At 69.5% G+C, this 19,418-nt stretch carries 22 protein-coding genes and 1 pseudogene; 7 read left to right on the top strand and 16 right to left on the bottom strand.

Translation table 11 applies throughout. From position 1 onward, the window contains the following. A pseudogene (locus tag GBZ26_RS06735) lies at positions 1 to 218 on the top strand (hypothetical protein); the annotation flags it as partial. Positions 219 to 299: 81 nt separating this feature from the next. Here the strand turns inward: GBZ26_RS06735 and GBZ26_RS06730 are convergent. From GBZ26_RS06730 to GBZ26_RS06715, 4 genes are all read right to left on the bottom strand, one after another. After that, on the bottom strand, positions 300 to 1,376 hold the full coding sequence (locus GBZ26_RS06730) for a BMP family ABC transporter substrate-binding protein (RefSeq protein WP_174438172.1): 1,077 nt from the start codon (positions 1,374 to 1,376) through the stop codon (positions 300 to 302). Between the two features lie 94 nt (positions 1,377 to 1,470). Further along, positions 1,471 to 2,403, bottom strand: a complete 933-nt coding sequence (locus tag GBZ26_RS06725; RefSeq protein WP_174438170.1) for an ABC transporter permease — start codon at positions 2,401 to 2,403, stop codon at positions 1,471 to 1,473. Then, the gene (locus GBZ26_RS06720) at positions 2,400 to 3,491 is read right to left on the bottom strand and encodes an ABC transporter permease (protein WP_174438169.1); all 1,092 of its coding nucleotides are present in this window, start codon (positions 3,489 to 3,491) and stop codon (positions 2,400 to 2,402) included. Before GBZ26_RS06720 ends, GBZ26_RS06725 begins: the two co-directional genes overlap by 4 nt. A gap of 148 nt (positions 3,492 to 3,639) precedes the next feature. After that, positions 3,640 to 5,175, bottom strand: a complete 1,536-nt coding sequence (locus GBZ26_RS06715) for an ATP-binding cassette domain-containing protein (protein ID WP_174438168.1) — start codon at positions 5,173 to 5,175, stop codon at positions 3,640 to 3,642. A gap of 318 nt (positions 5,176 to 5,493) precedes the next feature. Between GBZ26_RS06715 and GBZ26_RS06710 the strand changes: the two genes are divergently transcribed. The 3 genes from GBZ26_RS06710 to GBZ26_RS06700 all read left to right on the top strand — a co-directional run bounded on the left by GBZ26_RS06710 (position 5,494) and on the right by GBZ26_RS06700 (position 7,745). After that, complete coding sequence (locus GBZ26_RS06710; RefSeq protein ID WP_137140343.1) at positions 5,494 to 5,901, top strand: GreA/GreB family elongation factor; 408 nt, start codon at positions 5,494 to 5,496, stop codon at positions 5,899 to 5,901. A gap of 157 nt (positions 5,902 to 6,058) precedes the next feature. Further along, positions 6,059 to 6,964 carry a CAF17-like 4Fe-4S cluster assembly/insertion protein YgfZ gene (gene ygfZ, locus GBZ26_RS06705; RefSeq protein ID WP_174438167.1) on the top strand — a complete coding sequence of 302 codons (906 nt, stop codon included), beginning with the start codon at positions 6,059 to 6,061 and terminating at the stop codon, positions 6,962 to 6,964. 160 nt (positions 6,965 to 7,124) lie between these two features. Further along, the gene (locus GBZ26_RS06700) at positions 7,125 to 7,745 is read left to right on the top strand and encodes a PRC-barrel domain-containing protein (protein ID WP_174438166.1); all 621 of its coding nucleotides are present in this window, start codon (positions 7,125 to 7,127) and stop codon (positions 7,743 to 7,745) included. 70 nt (positions 7,746 to 7,815) lie between these two features. Here the strand turns inward: GBZ26_RS06700 and GBZ26_RS06695 are convergent, their stop codons facing one another. The 4 genes from GBZ26_RS06695 to GBZ26_RS06680 all read right to left on the bottom strand — a co-directional run bounded on the left by GBZ26_RS06695 (position 7,816) and on the right by GBZ26_RS06680 (position 11,027). Further along, positions 7,816 to 8,229, bottom strand: coding sequence for a COG4315 family predicted lipoprotein (locus tag GBZ26_RS06695; RefSeq protein ID WP_174438165.1), 414 nt, complete (start codon positions 8,227 to 8,229; stop codon positions 7,816 to 7,818). Between the two features lie 101 nt (positions 8,230 to 8,330). Further along, complete coding sequence (locus GBZ26_RS06690; RefSeq protein ID WP_174438164.1) at positions 8,331 to 9,029, bottom strand: ATP12 family chaperone protein; 699 nt, start codon at positions 9,027 to 9,029, stop codon at positions 8,331 to 8,333. Positions 9,030 to 9,050: 21 nt separating this feature from the next. Then, complete coding sequence (locus tag GBZ26_RS06685) at positions 9,051 to 9,746, bottom strand: HAD-IA family hydrolase (RefSeq protein WP_174438163.1); 696 nt, start codon at positions 9,744 to 9,746, stop codon at positions 9,051 to 9,053. A gap of 57 nt (positions 9,747 to 9,803) precedes the next feature. After that, a complete protein-coding gene (locus tag GBZ26_RS06680) occupies positions 9,804 to 11,027 on the bottom strand; it encodes a benzoate/H(+) symporter BenE family transporter (RefSeq protein ID WP_174438162.1) in 1,224 nt (407 codons plus the stop codon). Between the two features lie 83 nt (positions 11,028 to 11,110). Between GBZ26_RS06680 and GBZ26_RS06675 the strand changes: the two genes are divergently transcribed. Next, complete coding sequence (locus GBZ26_RS06675; RefSeq protein WP_174438161.1) at positions 11,111 to 11,800, top strand: GntR family transcriptional regulator; 690 nt, start codon at positions 11,111 to 11,113, stop codon at positions 11,798 to 11,800. 10 nt (positions 11,801 to 11,810) lie between these two features. On the opposite strand, the gene GBZ26_RS06670 is transcribed toward GBZ26_RS06675, so the two are convergent. From GBZ26_RS06670 to GBZ26_RS06660, 3 genes are all read right to left on the bottom strand, one after another. Next, positions 11,811 to 12,830: an RluA family pseudouridine synthase gene (locus GBZ26_RS06670; RefSeq protein ID WP_035672869.1), complete on the bottom strand. Its 1,020-nt coding sequence runs from the start codon at positions 12,828 to 12,830 to the stop codon at positions 11,811 to 11,813. Then, positions 12,830 to 13,231, bottom strand: a complete 402-nt coding sequence (gene crcB / locus GBZ26_RS06665) for a fluoride efflux transporter CrcB (protein ID WP_145678276.1) — start codon at positions 13,229 to 13,231, stop codon at positions 12,830 to 12,832. The genes GBZ26_RS06670 and crcB overlap by 1 nt, the downstream gene beginning before the upstream one ends. A gap of 67 nt (positions 13,232 to 13,298) precedes the next feature. After that, complete coding sequence (locus GBZ26_RS06660; RefSeq protein ID WP_174438160.1) at positions 13,299 to 14,210, bottom strand: hypothetical protein; 912 nt, start codon at positions 14,208 to 14,210, stop codon at positions 13,299 to 13,301. Between the two features lie 84 nt (positions 14,211 to 14,294). Between GBZ26_RS06660 and GBZ26_RS06655 the strand changes: the two genes are divergently transcribed. Continuing rightward, complete coding sequence (locus tag GBZ26_RS06655) at positions 14,295 to 14,771, top strand: hypothetical protein (protein ID WP_174438159.1); 477 nt, start codon at positions 14,295 to 14,297, stop codon at positions 14,769 to 14,771. A 7-nt stretch (positions 14,772 to 14,778) separates the two neighbouring features. Here the strand turns inward: GBZ26_RS06655 and GBZ26_RS06650 are convergent, their stop codons facing one another. Both GBZ26_RS06650 and GBZ26_RS06645 read right to left on the bottom strand, forming a co-directional pair. Further along, positions 14,779 to 16,116 carry a replication-associated recombination protein A gene (locus tag GBZ26_RS06650; protein ID WP_174438158.1) on the bottom strand — a complete coding sequence of 446 codons (1,338 nt, stop codon included), beginning with the start codon at positions 16,114 to 16,116 and terminating at the stop codon, positions 14,779 to 14,781. 28 nt (positions 16,117 to 16,144) lie between these two features. Then, on the bottom strand, positions 16,145 to 16,546 hold the full coding sequence (locus tag GBZ26_RS06645; protein ID WP_174438157.1) for a hypothetical protein: 402 nt from the start codon (positions 16,544 to 16,546) through the stop codon (positions 16,145 to 16,147). Between the two features lie 125 nt (positions 16,547 to 16,671). Here GBZ26_RS06645 and GBZ26_RS06640 point away from each other — a divergent pair, with 125 nt between their 5' ends. Then, positions 16,672 to 16,935: a hypothetical protein gene (locus GBZ26_RS06640; RefSeq protein WP_035684173.1), complete on the top strand. Its 264-nt coding sequence runs from the start codon at positions 16,672 to 16,674 to the stop codon at positions 16,933 to 16,935. Positions 16,936 to 16,980: 45 nt separating this feature from the next. On the opposite strand, the gene GBZ26_RS06635 is transcribed toward GBZ26_RS06640, so the two are convergent. The 3 genes from GBZ26_RS06635 to GBZ26_RS06625 form a co-directional block, all read right to left on the bottom strand. After that, entirely contained in the window at positions 16,981 to 17,559 is a 579-nt protein-coding gene (locus GBZ26_RS06635) for a YqaA family protein (RefSeq protein WP_014240057.1), read from the bottom strand. Positions 17,560 to 17,720: 161 nt separating this feature from the next. Next, positions 17,721 to 18,143 carry a 50S ribosomal protein L17 gene (gene rplQ, locus GBZ26_RS06630; RefSeq protein WP_014240056.1) on the bottom strand — a complete coding sequence of 141 codons (423 nt, stop codon included), beginning with the start codon at positions 18,141 to 18,143 and terminating at the stop codon, positions 17,721 to 17,723. A 216-nt stretch (positions 18,144 to 18,359) separates the two neighbouring features. Further along, on the bottom strand, positions 18,360 to 19,379 hold the full coding sequence (locus tag GBZ26_RS06625) for a DNA-directed RNA polymerase subunit alpha (RefSeq protein WP_094304322.1): 1,020 nt from the start codon (positions 19,377 to 19,379) through the stop codon (positions 18,360 to 18,362). Between the last annotated feature and the right edge of the window lie 39 nt (positions 19,380 to 19,418).

The following is a 19,418-nucleotide window of genomic DNA, read 5'->3' as shown; positions in this document are numbered from 1 at the left end:
CCCCGGCGAAGCCGAAATTCCCCATCGCCGCCGCCGATCTGGCGGTGCTGGAAAGGATGGCCGAGGGCTGGGTGCCCACCGCGGCGGAGGTTCCCCGCTGGGTCTGGTTCGAGAACCGGGAGCTGGTGACGATGGAGCCCAATCCCGCCGGCAGCGGGCCGGAGGTCATGCGCCTCGCCCCCGCCGGCTGGGCCGCGCTGGGCCGCCAGCCGGGCTGAAGACAAGCCGGCAAAGCAAGCGGGCAACAAAAAAGGGAGGCCGCAGCCTCCCCTTTTCCTGACTTGGCGACCGGTTCCGGCTTACTTCGGAACCTTACCCTGCACACCCTCGACGTACCAGTCCATCTTCAGGATCTGCTCGTCGGTGGCCTGCTTGCCCTCGGCGATCACGACCTTGCCGGACTGGTCCTTCACCGGGCCCTGGAAGGAGTGGCGCTTGCCTTCCATGATGTCGGTGCGCGTCTTCTCAGCCGCCGCGACCACGTCCGCCGGAATCGCCGGGTTGTACGGGGCCAGGAACAGCATGTGGTCCTTGAAGCCGCCCCAGGTGTCCTGCGACTTCCAGGAACCGTCCAGAGCCGCCTTGACGCGATTCACGTAATACTCGCGCCAGTCGTCCACGATGGCGGTCAGGTGCGCCTTCGGGCCGAAGCGGGTCATGTCCGACGACTGGCCGAACACCCACAGGCCGCGCTCCTGCGCGACCTGGATGGCCGCCGGGCTGTCGGTGTGCAGCGAGATCACGTCGGCGCCCTGGTCGATCAGGGCCTTGGCGGCCTCGGCTTCCTTGCCGGGGTCGTACCAGCTGTTCACCCAGACGACGCGCACCTCGGCCTTCGGGTTCACCTCGCGCATGGCGATGGTGAAGGCATTGATGCCGCTGACGACCTCGGGGATCGGGAAGGAGCCGATGTAGCCGATGATGTTCGACTTGGTCATCTTGCCGGCGATCTGGCCGATGACCGTGCGGGCCTCGTAGAAGCGCGCGGAGTAGGTGGCGACGTTGGCCGAGCGCTTGTAGCCGGTGGCGTGCTCGAACTTCACGTCGGGATGGCGCTGCGCGACCTTCAGCGTCGGGTTCATGAAGCCGAAGGAGGTCGTGAAGATCAGCTTGTGGCCGGAGGACGCCAGCTGCTCGATCACGCGCTCGGCGTCGGCGCCCTCGGGCACGTTCTCGACGAAGGTGGTGGTGACCTTGTCGCCCAGCTCCTTCTCCACGGCCAGACGGCCCTGGTCGTGCTGGTAGCTGTAGCCGTGGTCGCTGATGGGACCGACATAGACGAAGCCGACCTTCATCTTCTCCTGCGCGTCGGCCGCGCCGACGCCCAGCGCCAGCATGGCGGCGCCGGTGGCCAGACCCATCAGGGCCTTGCCCATGGTCCTTCTGTTCACGTGTTTGCTCCCTGATCCAATTGATTGAGCACGAACGTAAGACTTGCAAACATCCCGGAGCCCGTCAGGCATCGACCCGTCAGGCATCCGGATGGAAAACCTTCCCAAGGCTGGCCGGCGCGTTCAGCCGGATCCGAGCGACATCGCGTGAAATCACCACCAGGACGATGACGGTAGCCAGATAAGGCAGCATCGACAAGAGTTGTGACGGAATGTCAATTCCCAGCCCCTGGACGTGGAGCTGCGCGATGGTCACCCCACCGAACAGCCACGCGCCGAGCAGCACGCGGCCCGGCTTCCAGGTGGCGAAGACCACCAGCGCCAGCGCGATCCAGCCGCGCCCGGAGGAGATGCCCTCCGCCCACATCGGGGTGTAGTCGAGCGAGAGAAAGGCCCCGGCCATGCCGCTCATCGCGCCGCCGAACAGAACGGCGAGGAAGCGGATGCGGATGACCTTGTAGCCGAGCGCGTGGGCCGCCGCGTGGTTCTCGCCCACCGCGCGCAGGATCAGCCCCTTGCGCGTCGCGTAGAGGAACCAGTGCACGGCCGGCACCGCCGCCAGCGCCAGATAGACCAGCGCGTCCTGCCCGAACAGCGCCTTGCCGATCACCGGCAGGTCGGTCAGGCCGGGGATGTAGAGTTCCGGCACGTCGGCGATGGGGATGCCGACGAAGCCCTGCCCGATCAGCGCCGACAGGCCGACGCCGAACAGCGTCAGCGCCAGACCGGTCGCCACCTGGTTGGCGAGCAGGAGCAGGGTCAGCACGCCGAACAGCGCCGCCATGCCCGCCCCGGCCGCCGCACCGGCGACGAAGCCCAGCGTCGAGCTGCCGGTCTGCACCGCCACGGCGAAGCCGCAGACCGCACCGACCAGCATCATGCCCTCGACGCCCAGATTCAGGACGCCGGACTTTTCCACCACCAGTTCGCCGAGGGCGGCGAACAGCAGCGGCGTGGCGGCGGCCAGCATGGCCGCCAGGATCGGGCCGAGAAGGGCCAGTTCGGCGCTCATGCCGCGGCCCTCCCGACGACAGCCCGCTTTGCGCCGAAGCGCACGCGGTAGCGGATCAGCACGTCGGTCGCCAACAGGAAGAACAGCAGCATGCCCTGGAACACGCCCGTGATGGCCTTGGGCAGGCCCAGCGCGATCTGCGCCGCCTCGCCGCCGATGAAGGACAGCGCCATCAGGAAGCCGGCCAGCAGGATGCCCACCGGGTGCAGGCGCCCCAGGAAGGCGACGATGATGGCGGTGTAGCCGTAGCCGGGGGAGATGGTCGGGTTCATCTGGCCGATCGGCCCGGCGACCTCGCCCAGCCCCGCCAGACCGGCCAGCGCGCCGGACAGCAGGAGCGTCAGCCAGATGATCTTCCTTTGGTTGAATCCGGCATAGCCCGCCGCCGTCGGGGTCAGGCCGATGACCTTGATCTGGAATCCGATGAAGGTCCGCGCCATCAGGAACCAGCCCGCCGCCACCGCCAGCAGGGCGAACAGCGATCCCAGATGGACGCGCGTTCCGGCGACCAGCAGCGGCATCACCGCGTCGGCCTCGAACAGGCGGGATTCCGGGAACGCGAAGCCGTCCGGGTCACGGTAGGGACCATGCATCAGGTAGTTCAGCAGATGCAGCGCCACGTAGTTCAGCATCAGGCTGGTCAGGATCTCGCTGGCGTTGAAGCGCACCCGCAGGAAGGCGGGGATCGCCGCCCACAAGGCGCCGCCGGCCATGCCCGCGACGATCATCAGCGGCAGCAGCCACCAGCCGCCCTCGCCGTAGAAGGCCAGCGCCAGACCGCCGCCGGTGATGGCGCCGAGCGTGAGCTGCCCCTCGGCCCCGATGTTCCAGACGTTGGCGCGGAAGCCGATGGCGAGGCCGATGGCGCAGAGCACCAAGGGGGTCGCCTTGACCGCCAACTCACCGAGGCCGCGCAGCGACAGCAGCGGCGCGATGAAGAAGGCGTGCAGCGCCTTCACCGGGTCGAAGCCCATGGCCCAGAACAGCAGGAAGCCGCTGACGAGCGTGAGCGCGACCGCCAGCAGCGGCGTGGCGTAGACCATCGCGCGCGACGCCTCGCCGCGGGGTTCGAGACGGAGGAGGGTCATGCCCGTGCCTTACCGAGGATTGCCCCCTCTCCCCCCTGGGGAGAGGGTTGGGGTGAGGGGGTTGCGCAGGGCGCGGCGTCCGGCAGAAGGGCATCCCCCTCACCCTCCCCTCTCCCCTGAGGGGAGAGGGTATGAAGCGTCGGTCCCATCACTCCTCATCCTCGTCGGGCGGGTGGTTGAACAGCCCGCCCATCAGCAGGCCGATCTCCTCCACGCTGGTGTGGTGGGTGGGGCGGCTTTCTGACAAATGCCCGTGGAACAGCACGGCGATGCGGTCGCTCAGCACGAACAGCTCGTCCAGATCCTGGCTGATCACCAGGACGGCGGCTCCCGACCGCGCGAGGTCGATCAGCGCCCGGTGGATCGCCGCCGCGGCACCCGCGTCCACGCCCCAGGTCGGCTGGCCGACCACCAGAAGGCGCGGCTTCTGCAGAATCTCGCGGCCGATGATGAATTTCTGGAGGTTGCCGCCCGACAGCGACCGCGCCTCCGCCCGGTGGCCGTGGGTGACCACGTTGAAGGCGCCGATGATCCGCTCGGCGTAGGAACGCGCCCGCCCGAAATGCACCAGCCCGCTGCGCACCAGCGGCTCGCGGGCGTAGCCGGACAGCAGCGCGTTCTCCGACAGGCTCAATTCCGGGACGGCGCCGCGGCCCAGCCGCTCCTCCGGCACGAAGGCGAGGCCGAGCAGGCGCCGCTCGCGCGGGCCGAGATGCCCGGCGGGCCGCCCCTCGATGGCGACCGAGGCCGGGTCGGGCACCAGCGCCTCGCCGCTCAGCGCGGCCATCAGCTCCGCCTGCCCGTTGCCGGCGACACCGGCGATGCCGAGGATCTCGCCGGCCCGCACCTCGAACGACACGTCTTTCAGGTTGGTGGCGAAGGGGTTGTCCGAGGTGGTGGAGAGATGGCGCACCTGCAGCTTCGCCGCCCCGGCCTCGCCCTGCGGCAACCGCTCCGGGGTCGACAGCTCAGTCCCGATCATCATCTCGGCGAGGCTGCGCGCGGTTTCCCTGCGCGGGTCGCAGCTTCCGACCACGCGCCCGCCGCGCAGCACGGTGGCGGTGTCGCAGAGCGCGCGGATCTCCTCCAGCTTGTGGCTGATGTAGAGGATGGTGCAGCCCTCCGCCGCCAGACGGCGCAGAGTCTCGAACAGGCGGGTCGCCTCCTGCGGCGTCAGGACCGAGGTCGGCTCGTCCATGATCAGCAGCTTGGGGTCCTGGAGCAGGCAACGCACGATCTCCACCCGCTGCCGCTCGCCGACCGACAGATTGTGGACGTGGCGGCGCGGGTCCAGCGACAGGCCGTAGCGCTCCGACACCTCGGCGATGCGCGCCGACAGCGCGTCCATCGGGCCGGGCTGGTCGAGGCCGAGCGAGATGTTCTCGGCGACCGTCAGCGTGTCGAACAGGGAGAAATGCTGGAACACCATCCCGATGCCCAGCCGGCGGGCCCCCGCCGGGTCGGGAATGTGGGTGTCCTGCCCGTTCCACAGGATCCGGCCGGCGTCGGCGTGCAGCACGCCGTAGATGATCTTCACAAGCGTCGACTTGCCGGCGCCGTTCTCGCCCAGCAGCGCGTGGATCTCGCCCGGCCGGAGGACGAGATCGACCTGATCGTTCGCCAGACAGCCCGGAAAGCGCTTGGTGATGCCGCGCAGTTCGAGCCGGTGCGGAGGGGATGACACGGATGGGGAATCCAAGGAGACGGACCGGGTAGGGGTGAAGTCGGCAGGGCATTGCCAAAGCCATGCCACTTTCGGAGAGTCTTGCCCGTCAAGGCTGTTCGCCGTCAACAGGGGAAGCGGTTGCCCAGCCTGCGGTCATTCGCCCCGTTTCGGGCGCCTGTCGCAGCCCAACAAAGCGGCAAATGACCCAACAATTCAGCAGTTGCTTCGCACACGGACAGATGCCACGCCGCCGCACGGTTGACAAGAGGCCGCCGTCGTCATCAGCTATGGAAAGGGCCGCCATTTCCGGCGGCCTTTGCTTATGGAGCTTTTGGAATGAACCGCAAGTCGATGCTCGGCGATCCGCCGCCGATCCGAATCACCCCTCATGACCTCGGGCGTCTCGACGTCCTTCTCGCCCATCTCAGCCAGCCCGCCGGCGTCATCGACTTCCTCCAGCGCGAGGTCGACCGCGCCGATGTCGCGGATTCCCCCGACGGCGGCGGCACGCCCTTCGTCCGGCTCGGCAGCCGGGTCACCTTCGCGGACGACCGGGGCACGCGGCACACCGCCACACTCATCACACCGGACGAAGCGGCCCGGCGCCAGGACGGCATCTCGATCCTGACACCGGTGGGCGCCGCCCTGCTCGGCCTGTCCGAGGGGCAATCCATCGCCTACGGCACGCTCGACGGCCGCACCAAGTCGGTGCAGGTCTTGCGGATCGAACCTCCGGCGGCCTGACGGCCCGTCCTTAGGTCCATCGACCACGGCTTGCACCGTGGCGCGTCCGCGGAAAAGGCGGACGCGCCATGCAAGGGCACAAACCTCGCCACCCTTGCCTCCCCTGCCCCCTTCGCCCAACTATCGGGGACTTGAACGGGACAATCGGAGCAAGGGCATGACGGCGGAACAGGCGGGCTACGCGATCCTGGAGGACCGGGGCGTCATCGCGGTCGCGGGCGAGGACCGGGCGGCCTTCCTGCAAGGGCTGGTGTCCAACGACGTGCGCCGCGTCGCGGCGGACCGCGCCGTCTATGCCCTGTTCCTGACCCCTCAGGGCAAGTTCCTGCACGATTTCCGCATCGCCGAATCGGATGGCGCCCTTCTGCTCGACCCCGAGACGGACCGGCGCGAGGAGTTCCTGCGCCGGCTGAAGATGTACAAGCTGCGCTCCAAGATCACGCTGGAGGACCGCGCCGGTTCCCTGCTGGCCGTCGTCCTGTTCGGCGGCGACGCCCTCGCCCGGCTGGGCCTGCCGGAGGACGCCGGTGCGGCCATTCCCTTCGCGGGCGGCGTCGCCTTCACCGACCCACGCCTGCCGGCGCTGGGCGCGCGCGCCTTCCTGCCGCGCGACGGCATCGCGGCGGCGCTGGAGGCCGCGGGTTTCGCGCCGCGCGGCGCGGAGGACTACGACCGGCTGCGCCTTTCGCTCGGTGTTCCGGAGGGCAGCCGGGACCTCACGCCGGACAAGGCGCTGCCCCTGGAGAACGATCTGGACGACCTCAACGCCATCTCCTGGGACAAGGGCTGCTACATGGGGCAGGAGCTGACCGCCCGCACCAAGTACCGCGCCCTGATCAGGAAGAAGCTGTTCCCGGTGACGCTGGACGGCCCCCTGCCCGCCCCCGGCACGCCGGTGACGCTGGACGGCAAGGAGGTCGGCGAGATCCGCAGCGGCCATGGCTCGGCGGCGCTCGCCTTGTTGCGGCTGGAAGACCTCATCCGTGCGGGGCAAGACGGATTGGTCTTGACAGCCGGAGAGGCCACAGTCACGCCGGCAAAGCCAGTCTGGGCAAGCTTCTGAGTTCTTCGTCACTTTTATTCCGGAAACTTGCACGGACTAGCCAAAAGATTTTTTCGATTTTCCGCGTGACCATTCCCCCCGAGCCCCTGTTGTCGTTCTGCCTTACCGAGACAAACCAAGGCACTCGACAGAAACGCCGAAACACGGAGAGGAGTGAGTTATGCGTAGGGAAATCATCGCGGCTGCGTCCGTCCTGGCGCTGATGACCGGCACGGCGATGGCGCAGACCACGTCGCCGACCACCGGCAGCCCCACCACCGGCGCCCCGACCGCGACCGAGATGAACAAGAGCAGCAGCGCCCCGGGTAATGCCACGACCGGCAGCGCCGCGACCGGCAGCGCCTCCGACCTGACCGGCGGCCAGATGGCCAGCGCCGAGACCATGATGGGCAAGAACGTCTATGGCACCGACAACGAGAAGGTCGGTGAGGTCGAGGACATCATCCTCGACAGCAACGGCAAGGCCCAGCAGCTCGTGATCTCCTCGGGCGGCTTCCTCGGGATCGGCGAGAAGCAGATTGCCGTGGACATCGGCAAGGCCAACTGGGACGCCCAGCAGGAGCGCGTTCAGCTCTCGGGCATGACCCGCGACCAGGTGAAGGAGATGCCGGAGTTCGAATACTCCGACACCACCACCTCGCTGAACCGCAACAAGGACAAGGCCGGTGACACGGTGAACGGCGCGGCGAGCCGCTCCTCCACCGGCACCTCCGGCACCATGACGGCCCCGGGCGGCGCCACCGGCACCCCGCCGGCCGCTCCGTCGGGCACCGGCCAGTAAGCGTCGGTCCGGTCACGAAAAGCCCCCGCGGCCCAGCGCCGCGGGGGCTTTTTCCTGTTCGGAGTCGTGCTTACGGACGCGCGACGTGCCAGACGTTGTTGACGCCGTCGCCGGTGGTGTCGCCCGGCTTGCCGTCCTTGGCCCAGCCGTAGAGCGGCTTGCCCTTGTAGGCCCACTGCATGGAACCGTCGTCGCGGGTGACGACCGAATAGTCGCCCATCGCCTTGGCGCCCGCCGGGGCCATCAGCGGCGGCCAGTTGGTGGCGCATTGGCCGTTGCAGGCGGACTTGCCGCCCGAATCGCGGTCGAAGACGTAGAGCGTCATGCCCTTGCTGTCGGTCAGCACGGGGCCGCCGGCCGACTGGCCGGTCTTGGCCGGCATGGCGCCCTGAGCGAAAGCCGAGGGCGCAAAGGCGGACGGCGCCGCGAGGCCGAGCGCCAGCGCGATCGCCGCGGCGGCGGTAAAGCGGGTGAAGCGGTGCATGGACGGAACCTCCCTGTCGTGACGGGGCGGGCAATCGAACCCGGCCCTCACTGACAGGACGCCCGCCGCGGCGCTTTATTCCGTCCTCACCCGACGGATGATCACGCCCGCAGCAGATCGACGAAGCGGCGGCAGGCGGCGATGTCCACGCGCAGGGCGGCGCGGCGCTTGGTCGCCTCCGGGTCCTCGCCCCAGGCTTCGATCTGGAAGGTCTCGTCGAGCTGCGACACCTCGAACGCCTCCTCGGCGTCGATCCGTCCCTCGACCAGCGCCAGCGCGACGATCAGCGAGCCGCAGGAACCGGTGGCGGTCTGGAGCGCCGACAGCGTCCAGTCGTCGTAGGCCTCCACCGCGTTGCGCAGGGCGCGCAACGCCTCGGGCGGCTGCGGCTTGGGCATCAGACCGGCGTTGACGTGCAGCGGCGCGTCGTAGCGCAGCGTCGCCCAGTCGAGCAGCGGCTGCCACCGCTGCGCCTGCCGCTCCACCAGGTTCCGGGGATGCTCCGCGCGGTAACAGAGGAGGTCCGTCTCCGCATAGGCGGCCACGCCGTCCACGATGGCGGCCCGGCCCTTGCCGATCAGGTCGACCGCCGTGCTGGCGAGTTGCATCAGCGGCATGCTGTCCGGGGCGATGTCCTCGGGCTGCGCGTCCCATTCGGCGGCGACGGCCTGGGCCAGCGACCAGCTCGCGAAGACCAGCGGCGCCTTGGCCGGGCTGCGGATCGGGCGGTTGTCCAGGCGCACCTCGAAGCCGCCGCCGGCGGCCTCGTCGACGGAGGCGGTCTTGTAGAAGCGCTTCATCAGGGTCCTTCGAATGCTCTCTTATCGGTGCAACAGGTCCAGCACGGCGCCGGCCACCTCACGCCCGCGATGGACGATGCGGTCGGCCCCGGCACCCTCCAGTTCGGCCACCGCGTGATAGCCCCAGGAGACGCCGACCGACGCGACCCGCGCGTTGCGGGCCATCTGAATGTCGTAGGTGGTGTCGCCGATCACAACCGTGCGCGCCGCCTCCACCCCGGTTTCGGCCAGGGCGCGGTAGACCATGTCGGGGTGCGGCTTGCCGGGGCCGATGTCGCTGGTCTGGAGCGTGACGAAACGCTCGGTCAGCCCGTGATGGGCCAGCACGGCGTCCAGCCCGCGCCGCGACTTGCCGGTCGCCACGCCGAGCAGAACGCCCTCGGCCTCCAGCGCGTCCAGCGTGTCGCGCAGGCCGGGGAACAGCGGCTCGTGCAGGTCGCCGCGGTGGCGCAACACCGCGAAGGCGTCCTTGTAGCTTTCCGCGACGGCCACATGGCGGTCGGTGTCCAGGTGCGGCAGCAGTTGCGATACCGCCTGCACCAGCGGCAGCCCGACCATGCGGCGCACCTCCAGCGGGTCCGGCTCGCCCAACCCGTGGGCCGCCCAGGCGGTGGTCATGGCGTCGATGATGGCGAACTGGCTGTCCACCAGCGTGCCGTCGCAATCGAACAGGGCCAGCCGCAGGGGACGGGCGTTCTCTGAGCTGCTCACGGGCATCGTCTCCGGGACGCGGGTCGTACCGGACTTATGCGGGCCGCGTCGGGAAAGCGCAACTCACTTTGCCGACTGCGACACCGAGGGGCGCCAATGGAGCAGGTGAACCGCCCCGCCCAGCAGCAGGCCCCAGAAGGCCGAGCCCACCCCGGCGAAGGACAGGCCGGAGGCGGTGACCAGCATGGTGACCAGGGCGGCGGTGCGGTTCGCCTCCACCTGCACGGCGCCCATCAGGGCGGCGCCGAAGGCCCCGACCAGGGCCAGCCCGGCCACCGCCTCGATCAGGATCGGCGGGGGACGGGTGACCATCACCGCCGTCACCCCGGCCAGCCCGGCGAACAGGATATAGCCGACGCCGCCGACGAAGGCGGCCTGCCAGCGCCGCGCCGGGTTGGGGTCGGCGTCCGGGCTGGCGCAGAGGGCCGCGGTGATCGCCGCGAGGTTGACGGTCGGCGCGCCGCCCAGCGCCGTCAGGGCGGAGGCCGCCCCCGTCGCCAGGAAGATCGGGCGGGTCGGCGGAGCGTAGTTGTAGGTTGCCAGAACGGCAAGGCCGGGGATGTTCTGCGACGCCATGGTGACGACGAACAGCGGCAGGGCGATGCCGACCATCGCCTCCCAGGTGAACACCGGCTGGACGAAGGTCACGCCCGGCCACAGCGCGCCGGACAGCGCCGTCCCGCCGGCCAAACCGCCGGAAGCGTCCAGGGCCATCGCCCCCAGCGCCACCGCCACCGCGGCGGGCACGGCGTAGAGCCGCGCCACCCGCCCCACCACCGCCCAGGTCGCCAGCACCAGCAGCGCCATCCCCGGCGCCTGCGACACCGCCAGGAAGGGGGCGAGGCACAGCTTCAGGAGGATGCCCGCCAGCATGCCATTGGCCAGCGGCTTGGGAATCGCGGCGATCCAGCGGCCGAGCGGCGCCCACAGCCCGGCCAGGACGATCAGCACCCCGGTCACCACGAAGGCGCCCACCGCGGCGGCGAATCCACCCTCCACCGCCCCGGTGGCGGCGAGCAGGGCCATGCCCGGCGTCGTCCAGGCGACGCTGATCGGCTTGCGCCGGTGCAGGCTGAGCCCCATCGCCGTCAGCCCCATGGCGAGGCCGACCAGGACGAGGCCCGACACCACCTGTTCCGTGCTGGCGCCCACGGCGGTCAGGCCATGGATGACCACGGCCACCGAACTGGCATAGCCGACCAGCGCCGCCAGCAGGCCGGCGCCGACCGCGCGCAGGGAAAGCCCCGTCGAAAGGCCCGTCGCCGGGACGGTGTCGGAAGAGGACATGACGCGAAACCCTCCGTCAGGGGTGCGGAACGATGGGGAAGGTGATAGATTGGATCCAATATCCTGGCAAGGGGAGATCACGCATGGCGGTCAACGACGGGCTGTCGCGCCTCGTGGCGCGCGCGCGGCCGCGCCACCGCACCACCACGGAGTTCGTGGAGGCGACGCTGCGCGAGGCGATCCTGACCGGAGTCATCGCGCCGGGCACGCCCCTGCGGCAGGAGGAACTGGCGGAAACCTTCGGGGTCAGCCGGATGCCGGTGCGCGAGGCGCTGCGCCAGTTGGAAGCGCGGGCGCTGGCCGAGTTCCACCCGCACCGCGGGGCGGTCGTCGCGGAAATCTCGGCGGCGGACGGCGCCGACATCGGGGCGATCCGCATGGCGCTGGAGCCGATGGCGCTGCGCCTGTCGCTGCCCGGCCTGACGCCGGCGGACCTCGATCAGGCGGAGGAACTGATCGCTGAGATGGATGGCGAAGCCGATCCGGGCCGCATGGGGGAGCTGAACCGGCGCTTCCACATGACGCTCTACGCGCGGGCCGGGCGGCCCCGGCTGCTGGCGCTGACGGAGCAGCATCTGCTGGCCGCCGACCGCTATCTGCGCTTCCAGTTCGCGGCGCTGGGCTATCGGCCGCGGTCGCAGGACGAGCACCGCGCGCTGCTGGCGGCCTGCCGGGCCGGAGACGCGGATACGGCCTGCCGGCTGGTCACCGAGCATGTCGGGCAGGCGGCGGAGCAGCTGACGGCGTTTCTTGAGGGGCGCGAGGCGGGGTGAGACCCCCGCCTTACTCGACCCCCTCGAACGGATCGCCCTTCAGGCTGGCGCTGAAGCCCAGATACTTCCAGGTCGTCAGCATGTGGTCCGGCAGCGGCGCCGTCACGTCGATCATCCGGTTGCCGCCGCGCGGGTGCGGCAGGATCAGGCGGCGGGCGTGCAGATGCAGCTTCTTCTGGACCTCGGCGCCCGGCAGATAGGCCCCCTGCCCGGCGTACTTGCCGTCGCCCAGGATCGGCGTGCCGATGGCGTTCATGTGGACGCGGAGCTGGTGGGTGCGGCCGGTGCGCGGCCACATGGCGACGAAGGCCGCCTGCTTGCCCAGGTTTTCCAGCACCGAGTAATAGGTGACGGCGCGCTTGCCGTCGTCCTCGTCGCCGGCCACCCGCTCGCCCTGCGGCCCGCCCTCCTTGGCCAGCGCGAGGTCGATCTTGCCCTGGTAGGGCTTCGGCACGCCGACCGTGGCGGCCCAGTAGATCTTGCGCACGTCGCGGCCGCGGAACTGCTCGGTCAGCTTGGACGCCGCAAAGGTGTTGCGCGCCAGCAGCAGGACGCCCGAGGTGTCCTTGTCCAGCCGGTGGACCAGCTTGGGCCGCTCCTTCGCGTCGAAGCGCAGGGCGTCCAGCATGGCGTCGAGATGCTTGGTGGTGTTGGTGCCGCCCTGCACGGCCAGACCCGCCGGCTTGTTCAGCGCGATGACGTCGCCGTCCTTGAAGAGGACCAGCGCCTGGAGCGCGGCGATGTCCTTGTCCGACATGGCTGGCTTCTTCGGCGCGGGGGCCGCGGCGGCGCCCTCCGGCTTGGCCCAGTCGGCCAGCGGCGGGATGCGGATGGACTGGCCGGCGGCGAGCCGGGTCGAGGTTTCCGCCCGCTTGCCGTCCACGCGGATCTGGCCGGTGCGCAGCAGCTTCTGCAGATAGCCGTGCCCCACGTCGGGGAAATGGCGCTTGAACCAGCGGTCGAGGCGGACGTCGGCCTCGTCGGACGTCACGGTCCGGGTTTCCACGCTGGGGGTTTTGTTCTCACTCATTAAACGGGCACCGAAACAAGAGAACGCACGACCGCGAGGCCGGCAAAGAAACCCGCGATGGTCAGAACCATCGAGGCCAGGATGTAACCCGCCGCCGCCGGCAGGGCGTTCCGCTCCACCAGCAGCCCGACGTCGAGCGTGAAGGAGGAGAAGGTCGTGAATCCCCCCAGCACCCCGACCATCAGCAGCGCCCGCAGCTCCGGCGAGGGCGACCACACCAGCGCGGCCAGCTCCGCCAGCGCGCCCATGGTGAAGCAGCCGAGGGCGTTCACGACCAGCGTCCCGTAGGGAAACTGCGTGCCCAGCCAGTGACCGACCGCCGTCATCAGCAGATAGCGCGCCATGGAACCGACGGCGCCGCCGACGGCGACCGCGGCGAGCGTGGACGGTGATGCGATCACGAAACCTCCGGAACGGACGGGACGACGGGCATCCCGCGCGGATTAGAGCCAGAAACAGGGCGGTTTGTCACGCGCCGGGCGCGGAAACCCCCGCATTCCGGTCACCCACTCCGAAGATCCAGCCCTCCTGCCGCCGCGCCCGCGCGTCCATGGCCGGGGGGCTCCACACCGCCCGCCGCCCGGCGAGCCAGCGCAGCCCCGCCGCGGAGACCAGCGCGTCCGCGTCATGGTCGGTCACCGCCCCGGACAGACCGGCGGGCGGCGTGCCGAGGACGGCCAGCGCGGCGTCGACCGCCGCCCCGTCGCGGATCTTGCGCAGGCCGAAGCCGGCGCGGATCAGGAACAGGCGCGGGTAGATCTCGCAGAAGACGGTGCGCCCCGGCCCCGGCGCGTCGAAGGGCCAGACCGCCACACGGTCCGGCGCCGCTTGCTTCAACGCGCGCAGCATGCGCATTCCGGCCAGTCCGCCCTTCCCCACCTGCTTGGCGCCGATCAGCTTGTAGGGGCTCTGCGGGCTGCCGTAGCCATCGGCGCGGCACACCCGCTCGGTCAGCCGGTGCGGGTCGCGGTACCAGTCCGGCTGCGTGCCGGCGCGCCAGAAATCGGCGCCATAGTCCGGATGCGCCGCGAAGCCGCCCCCGGCGAAATCCGGCTCCGCCCCGGCCACCGCCTCCACCCGGTCCCACAGGTCGAAGGCCGTCGCCGCGTCGGGGTCGGGGAAGTAGCGACCGGCAACGTCGAAGGGCAGCGAGAAGGCGCAGTCGATCCCGACCAGCGCCGGTCCGCGCCCCAGCCCGTCCAGCAGCCAGTCGAACACGGCGGAGCGCGACCACAGGCGATCGGTGGGCGCGACGATCCGGGGCGCCCCCTCGGCGCCGCATTCCGCCACCGCCACTCCGGCGTAACGCTTACCGGCGGCGCCCGACCAGTCGATGGCGATGAAGCGCCCCAAGTCCGGCACCGCGCCGCCCGTCGTCATTCCTGATCGCCCCGATCCAATTTCACGATGCTGAAAACGGAACGTCCGACAGTCAGCACAGGATCATTGCACTGGAGTATCCCGATGCCCACCCTCAAGATGGCCGGACTGCTCATCGCCGGTTTGCTCTTGCCCGCCGCCCCGGCACGGAGCGCTCCCTGCCTGGAAATCCAAAGTGTCCGGCTTTCCGCCGATCCCGAACGCAACATGGCGGAAGGCGGACGTCTCGCGCGACACATTCTGGGCGCGGTGCCGCCGCCAAAGGCCGGGCAGAGCGTCGGCACGCCGATGTTCGCCGACCGCGGGGCCTGGGACGCGGCATGGCAGGCATTGACCAGCCATCCGGGACAACCGCTGTGCGGCGACGAGCTGGGCAGCACCCAATACGGCAAGACGCTGAGCGTTCGGGTCCCCTCGATGCGGTGCGAAGAAACCGACGGCGCGGGGCGCTGCGTTCGTGCGCAGCCCTTCACCAGTGAAACCGTGACCTATGTGTTCGAGGTTTCCGGCCCGCCGGAGGCGCCGGCCTGGATTCTTGGAACCGCCTACCCGAAACCGTGAAACACGCCTACTCGTCCCCTTCCGCGGCTTTGCGCTCGCGCAGCCGCGCCCAATAGTCCTGGCGCTTCCTGATCTCGCGCTCGAAGCCGCGCTCCACCGGCTGGTAGAAGGCGCGCCGCGCCATGCTCTCCGGGAAGTAGTTCTGGCCGGAGAAGCCGTCCGCCGTGTCGTGATCGTACTCGTAGCCCTTGCCGTAGCCGATCTGCTTCATCAGCTTCGTCGGGGCGTTCAGGATGTGCTTGGGCGGCATCAGGCTGCCGGTTTCCTTGGCGGCGCGCACCGCGCTCTTGTAGGCGGTGTAGCCGGCGTTCGACTTCGGCGCCGTGCCCAGATAGATGACCAGCTGGGCGATGGCGAGTTCGCCCTCCGGGCTGCCCAGCCGCTCGTAGGCCTCCCAGGCGGCGGTGGCCTGCGCCAGCGCGTTGGGATCGGCCATGCCGATGTCCTCCACCGCGAAGCGCGTCAGCCGGCGGGCGATGTAGCGCGGGTCCTCGCCCCCTTCCAGCATGCGGGCGTACCAGTAGAGCGCCGCGTCGGTGTCCGACCCGCGCAACGACTTGTGCAGCGCGCTGATGAGGTTGTAGTGCCCCTCCTGCGCCTTGTCGTAGAGCGGGGCTCGGCGCTGGATGGCGGTGGCGAGCGCGTTGTTGTCCAGAAGCGCCCCATCCTCCGGCACCGGCAGGGCGAACAGCTCCTCGCAGAGGTTCAGGCAAAAGCGCCCGTCGCCGTCGGCCATCGCCTTCAGCGCCGCCCTTGCGTCCGGCGTCAGCGGCAGCGGGCGGCCCGTCTCCGCCTCGGCCCGCGACAGCAGTTTCTCCAGCGCCGCGTCATCGAGCCGGTTCAGCACGAAGACCTGGGCGCGCGACAGCAGCGCCGCGTTCAGCTCGAAGGACGGATTTTCGGTGGTGGCGCCGACCAGCGTGACGGTGCCGTCCTCCACATAGGGCAGGAAGCCGTCCTGCTGGGAGCGGTTGAAGCGGTGGATCTCGTCGATGAACAGCAGCGTGCCCTGCCCGGCCGCGCGCCGCGCCCGGGCGGCGTCGAACACCTTGCGCAGGTCGGCCACGCCGGAGAAGACCGCCGACAGCGGCTCGAAATGCAGGTCGGTGGACAGGGCCAGCAGCCGCGCGATGGTCGTCTTGCCGCAGCCGGGCGGCCCCCACAGGATCATGGAGGCCAGCCGGCGCGCGGCGACCATGCGGCCCAGCGGGCCGTCGGGCTTCAGCAGATGCTCCTGCCCGACCACCTCGCCCAGGCTGCGCGGGCGCAGCCGGTCGGCCAGCGGGCGGGGGGCGCCCGCCTCGAACAGGCCGCCGGTGGCGCCGGAGTCGCCGCGTTTGCTCATCGCCGATCCACCGATCGCACCGGACCGGTCACTGGTTGGTGGGCGCGCCGCAGCGCTGGTAGCACATGCGCAGCGAATGCTGGCAATTGTCGGTCGGCGAGAAGATGCCGCCGCGGTCCGGACGGTCGAGCCCGCTCTGCGCGCGCGCGGCCACCGAATCCATGCAGGAGTTGTTGCTGCGCTCGCACTGGGCGCGGCAGGAATCGTCGGTGCCGACACCGCCGTCCAGGCGGAGCGACGGGTCTTCGACCCCACGGGCCGGGCGCGAGGCCGCGGGCGACCCGGCAGGGGCCGCGGGGGCCGTGGTGGAGGCCGCCGGAGCACCGCCCACGGCGGCGCCGGACGAACGCCCCGGCGCGTCCGCGCAGGCGGCGAGCGCAACCAGAGCGAGGGCCAGCACCGGCCCCAGAATGAGTTTCGGACGGAACATCTCGGCTTTGACTCCCATTGTTCTTGCGTGACCCCGGACGTTGGCGGATGGTCCCCCGCATTGGACCATGCCGCGGGCTCGGCGCCCACTATGCCGGGAACGCAAGCGATAAGGGAATGCCTCAAATGAGTCCCAACAATCCCGGCCCGTCGCCGCGCCGCCGGACATCGACCACCATCTTCGTGGCGCTGCTGATCGGCGGCCTGTTGCTGCTTATCGTGCGCATGCTCGCCATGCCCACCGTCAGCGCCGGCGAGGTCGTGCTGCCCCTGCTGGCCGGCATCGGCATGGCGCTGGCCATCGGCGTGATGGTCATGCGCGACCGCCGCGAGCGCAACGCCCTGCCCCCGTCGGAGCGCAACCGCCAGGACCGCGGGATGCCGGATTGATTCCCGGTTGATGCGGGTGACGCGCGGGGCCGAGCCCCGCGCCGCTCACACGAACTTGAAGCTGAGCAGTCCGCCGATGATGATGACCAGCAGCACGGTCGTCACCAGCATCAGCCGCTTCTCGATGATGTCGCGCACCTGCGGCCCGTAGAAGTGCAGCAGGATCGCGATCATGTAGAATCGCGAGAAGCGTGCGACGATCGAGCACAGGATGAACACCGTCAGGTCGAGGTGCGCGAATCCCGCGGTGATCGTCAGCAATTTGTAAGGTATGGGCGTGATGCCCTTGAGGATCAGGAACCAGGGGCCGAATTCGGCGAACATGTCCTGGAAACGCTGGAACGACTCCTGCGCGTTGTAGAGGTCGATGATCAGCCGTCCGATGCTCTCGAACAGGTAGAACCCGACCGCGTAGCCGAACAGCCCGCCGATCAGCGAGGCCAGTGCGCAGATGTTGGTGTAGCGCCAGAGCTTCTTGGGCTCCGCCAGACACATCGGCACCAGCATGACGTCGGGCGGCAGGGGGAAGAAGGAGCTTTCCGCGAAGGAGACGGCGGACATCCACCAGACGGCGTCCTTGCGGGCGGAGAGCTTGAGAATCCGGTTGTAGAGAGGTTTCAGCATACCGCGCGCGCGGCGCCCTCCCGAAGTGGCGGAACCCGAAAACCGGAAACCCTCCCTCCGGGGATGAACCCGAAGGGAGGGCCGGTCGGTCACCTATATCGTCGTCCGCGGCCCGGCGGGCAACGGCGGCGACAAGATTTCACGAAAGCTCAACCGCGGGCTCAGCCCTCGGCCTCGACCTCTTCCTTGATCTCCACCGGGCCCGAATCCTGGCCCTTGGCGGCGACATCGCGGTCGACCAGCTCGATCACGCCCATGGCGGCGGCGTCGCCGTAGCGGAAGCCGGCCTTCAGGACGCGGCTGTAGCCACCCTGGCGGTCCTTGTAGCGGTCGGCCAGGACGGTGAACAGCTTGGTCACCATCGCGTCGTCGCGCAGCTGCGCGAAGGCGAGACGGCGGTTGGCGAGGCCACCCTTCTTGCCGAGGGTGATCAGACGCTCGACGATCGGGCGCAGATCCTTGGCCTTCGGCAGGGTCGTCTTGATCTGCTCGTGCTTGATCAGGGCGTTCGCCATGTTCGAGAACATGGCCTTGCGGTGGCTGGTGGTCTTGCTGAACTTACGTCCGGAAACGCCGTGACGCATGACGGTCCTCCTTCATGGCGTGGCCCCCCTCGGGGAGCCGATGGTGAACCCGACCGCCCAGTTTTCGGCTGGTACGGCGCGGGGCGGGCCGGTTGGTGGCCCTGGGAACGTTTGCCCCTCCCCGGCCCTCCCCCGCTCTCGCGGGAGAGGGAGCCTGTTCCCTCCCTCGCCGAAGGCGGGGGAGGGTCAGGGAGGGGGCAATGGAACCTGCGAGACTTAGTACGGCTCTTCCAGACGCTTGGCCAGCTCTTCGATGTTCTCGGGCGGCCAGTTCGGGATTTCCATACCGAGGTGCAGACCCATCTGGGCCAGCACTTCCTTGATCTCGTTCAGCGACTTGCGGCCGAAGTTCGGGGTGCGGAGCATCTCCGCCTCCGTCTTCTGCACCAGATCGCCGATGTAGACGATGTTGTCGTTCTTGAGGCAGTTGGCCGAACGGACCGACAGTTCCAGCTCGTCCACCTTGCGGAGCAGGTTCTTGTTGAACGGAACCTCCTCGTGCTTCTCCTCGGCGACCGCGTGGGTCGGCTCCTCGAAGTTGATGAACAGCTGCAGCTGGTCCTGGAGGATGCGGGCGGCCAGAGCCACCGCGTCGTCCGGCTTCACGGCGCCGTTGGTCTCGACGACCATCGACAGGCGGTCATAGTCGGTGACCTGCCCGACGCGGGCGTTGTCGACCTTGTAGGAGATCTTGCGGACCGGCGAGAACAGCGCGTCGACCGGGATCAGACCGATCGGGGCGTCCTCCGGACGGTTCTGGCTGGCCGGGACGTAGCCCTTGCCGGTCTCGACCGTCAGTTCCATGTTCAGGCGGGCGCCGTTGTCCAGCGTGCAGATCACGAGGTCCGGGTCCATCACCTGGATGTCCGCGCCGGTCTCGATCATGCCGGCCTTCACCTCGCCGGGGCCTTCGGCGCGCAGGCGCATGCGCTTCGGGCCGTCGCCGCCCATGCGCAGACCCATCGACTTGATGTTGAGGACGATGTCGGTCACGTCCTCGCGCACGCCGGGGATCGACGAGAACTCGTGCAGCACGCCGTCGATGTGGATCGCCGTGACGGCCGCACCCTGCAGCGAGGAGAGCAGCACGCGGCGCAGCGCGTTGCCGAGCGTCAGACCGAAGCCACGCTCCAGCGGCTCGGCCACGACGGTCGCCACGCGGTCGGCGTCGTCACCGGGCTGGATGTCCAGCTTGTTCGGCTTGATCAGTTCCTGCCAGTTCTTCTGAAGAGCCACGGTATTACCTCATGCCATCGGGGTGGACACACGTCCGCG

Origin of the sequence: Azospirillum formosense, assembly GCF_013340925.1 — a bacterium.
Lineage (GTDB): Bacteria > Pseudomonadota > Alphaproteobacteria > Azospirillales > Azospirillaceae > Azospirillum > Azospirillum formosense.
Note: the sequence above shows the minus strand (reverse complement) of the source record. Positions and strands in the feature narration are given on the sequence as shown.

What these genes read in the sequence shown, in the direction of transcription:
- GBZ26_RS06730 (WP_174438172.1), bottom strand. Translation starts at nt 1,376, where the DNA reads ATGGGCAAGGCCCTGATGGGTCTGGCCACCGGCGCCGCCATGCTGGCG.
- GBZ26_RS06725 (WP_174438170.1), bottom strand. Translation starts at nt 2,403, where the DNA reads ATGAGCGCCGAACTGGCCCTTCTCGGCCCGATCCTGGCGGCCATGCTG.
- GBZ26_RS06720 (WP_174438169.1), bottom strand. Translation starts at nt 3,491, where the DNA reads ATGACCCTCCTCCGTCTCGAACCCCGCGGCGAGGCGTCGCGCGCGATG.
- GBZ26_RS06710 (WP_137140343.1), top strand. Translation starts at nt 5,494, where the DNA reads ATGAACCGCAAGTCGATGCTCGGCGATCCGCCGCCGATCCGAATCACC.
- ygfZ (WP_174438167.1), top strand. Translation starts at nt 6,059, where the DNA reads ATGACGGCGGAACAGGCGGGCTACGCGATCCTGGAGGACCGGGGCGTC.
- GBZ26_RS06700 (WP_174438166.1), top strand. Translation starts at nt 7,125, where the DNA reads ATGCGTAGGGAAATCATCGCGGCTGCGTCCGTCCTGGCGCTGATGACC.
- GBZ26_RS06695 (WP_174438165.1), bottom strand. Translation starts at nt 8,229, where the DNA reads ATGCACCGCTTCACCCGCTTTACCGCCGCCGCGGCGATCGCGCTGGCG.
- GBZ26_RS06690 (WP_174438164.1), bottom strand. Translation starts at nt 9,029, where the DNA reads ATGAAGCGCTTCTACAAGACCGCCTCCGTCGACGAGGCCGCCGGCGGC.
- GBZ26_RS06685 (WP_174438163.1), bottom strand. Translation starts at nt 9,746, where the DNA reads ATGCCCGTGAGCAGCTCAGAGAACGCCCGTCCCCTGCGGCTGGCCCTG.
- GBZ26_RS06680 (WP_174438162.1), bottom strand. Translation starts at nt 11,027, where the DNA reads ATGTCCTCTTCCGACACCGTCCCGGCGACGGGCCTTTCGACGGGGCTT.
- GBZ26_RS06675 (WP_174438161.1), top strand. Translation starts at nt 11,111, where the DNA reads ATGGCGGTCAACGACGGGCTGTCGCGCCTCGTGGCGCGCGCGCGGCCG.
- GBZ26_RS06670 (WP_035672869.1), bottom strand. Translation starts at nt 12,830, where the DNA reads ATGAGTGAGAACAAAACCCCCAGCGTGGAAACCCGGACCGTGACGTCC.
- GBZ26_RS06660 (WP_174438160.1), bottom strand. Translation starts at nt 14,210, where the DNA reads ATGACGACGGGCGGCGCGGTGCCGGACTTGGGGCGCTTCATCGCCATC.
- GBZ26_RS06655 (WP_174438159.1), top strand. Translation starts at nt 14,295, where the DNA reads ATGCCCACCCTCAAGATGGCCGGACTGCTCATCGCCGGTTTGCTCTTG.
- GBZ26_RS06650 (WP_174438158.1), bottom strand. Translation starts at nt 16,116, where the DNA reads ATGAGCAAACGCGGCGACTCCGGCGCCACCGGCGGCCTGTTCGAGGCG.
- GBZ26_RS06645 (WP_174438157.1), bottom strand. Translation starts at nt 16,546, where the DNA reads ATGTTCCGTCCGAAACTCATTCTGGGGCCGGTGCTGGCCCTCGCTCTG.
- GBZ26_RS06640 (WP_035684173.1), top strand. Translation starts at nt 16,672, where the DNA reads ATGAGTCCCAACAATCCCGGCCCGTCGCCGCGCCGCCGGACATCGACC.
- GBZ26_RS06635 (WP_014240057.1), bottom strand. Translation starts at nt 17,559, where the DNA reads ATGCTGAAACCTCTCTACAACCGGATTCTCAAGCTCTCCGCCCGCAAG.
- rplQ (WP_014240056.1), bottom strand. Translation starts at nt 18,143, where the DNA reads ATGCGTCACGGCGTTTCCGGACGTAAGTTCAGCAAGACCACCAGCCAC.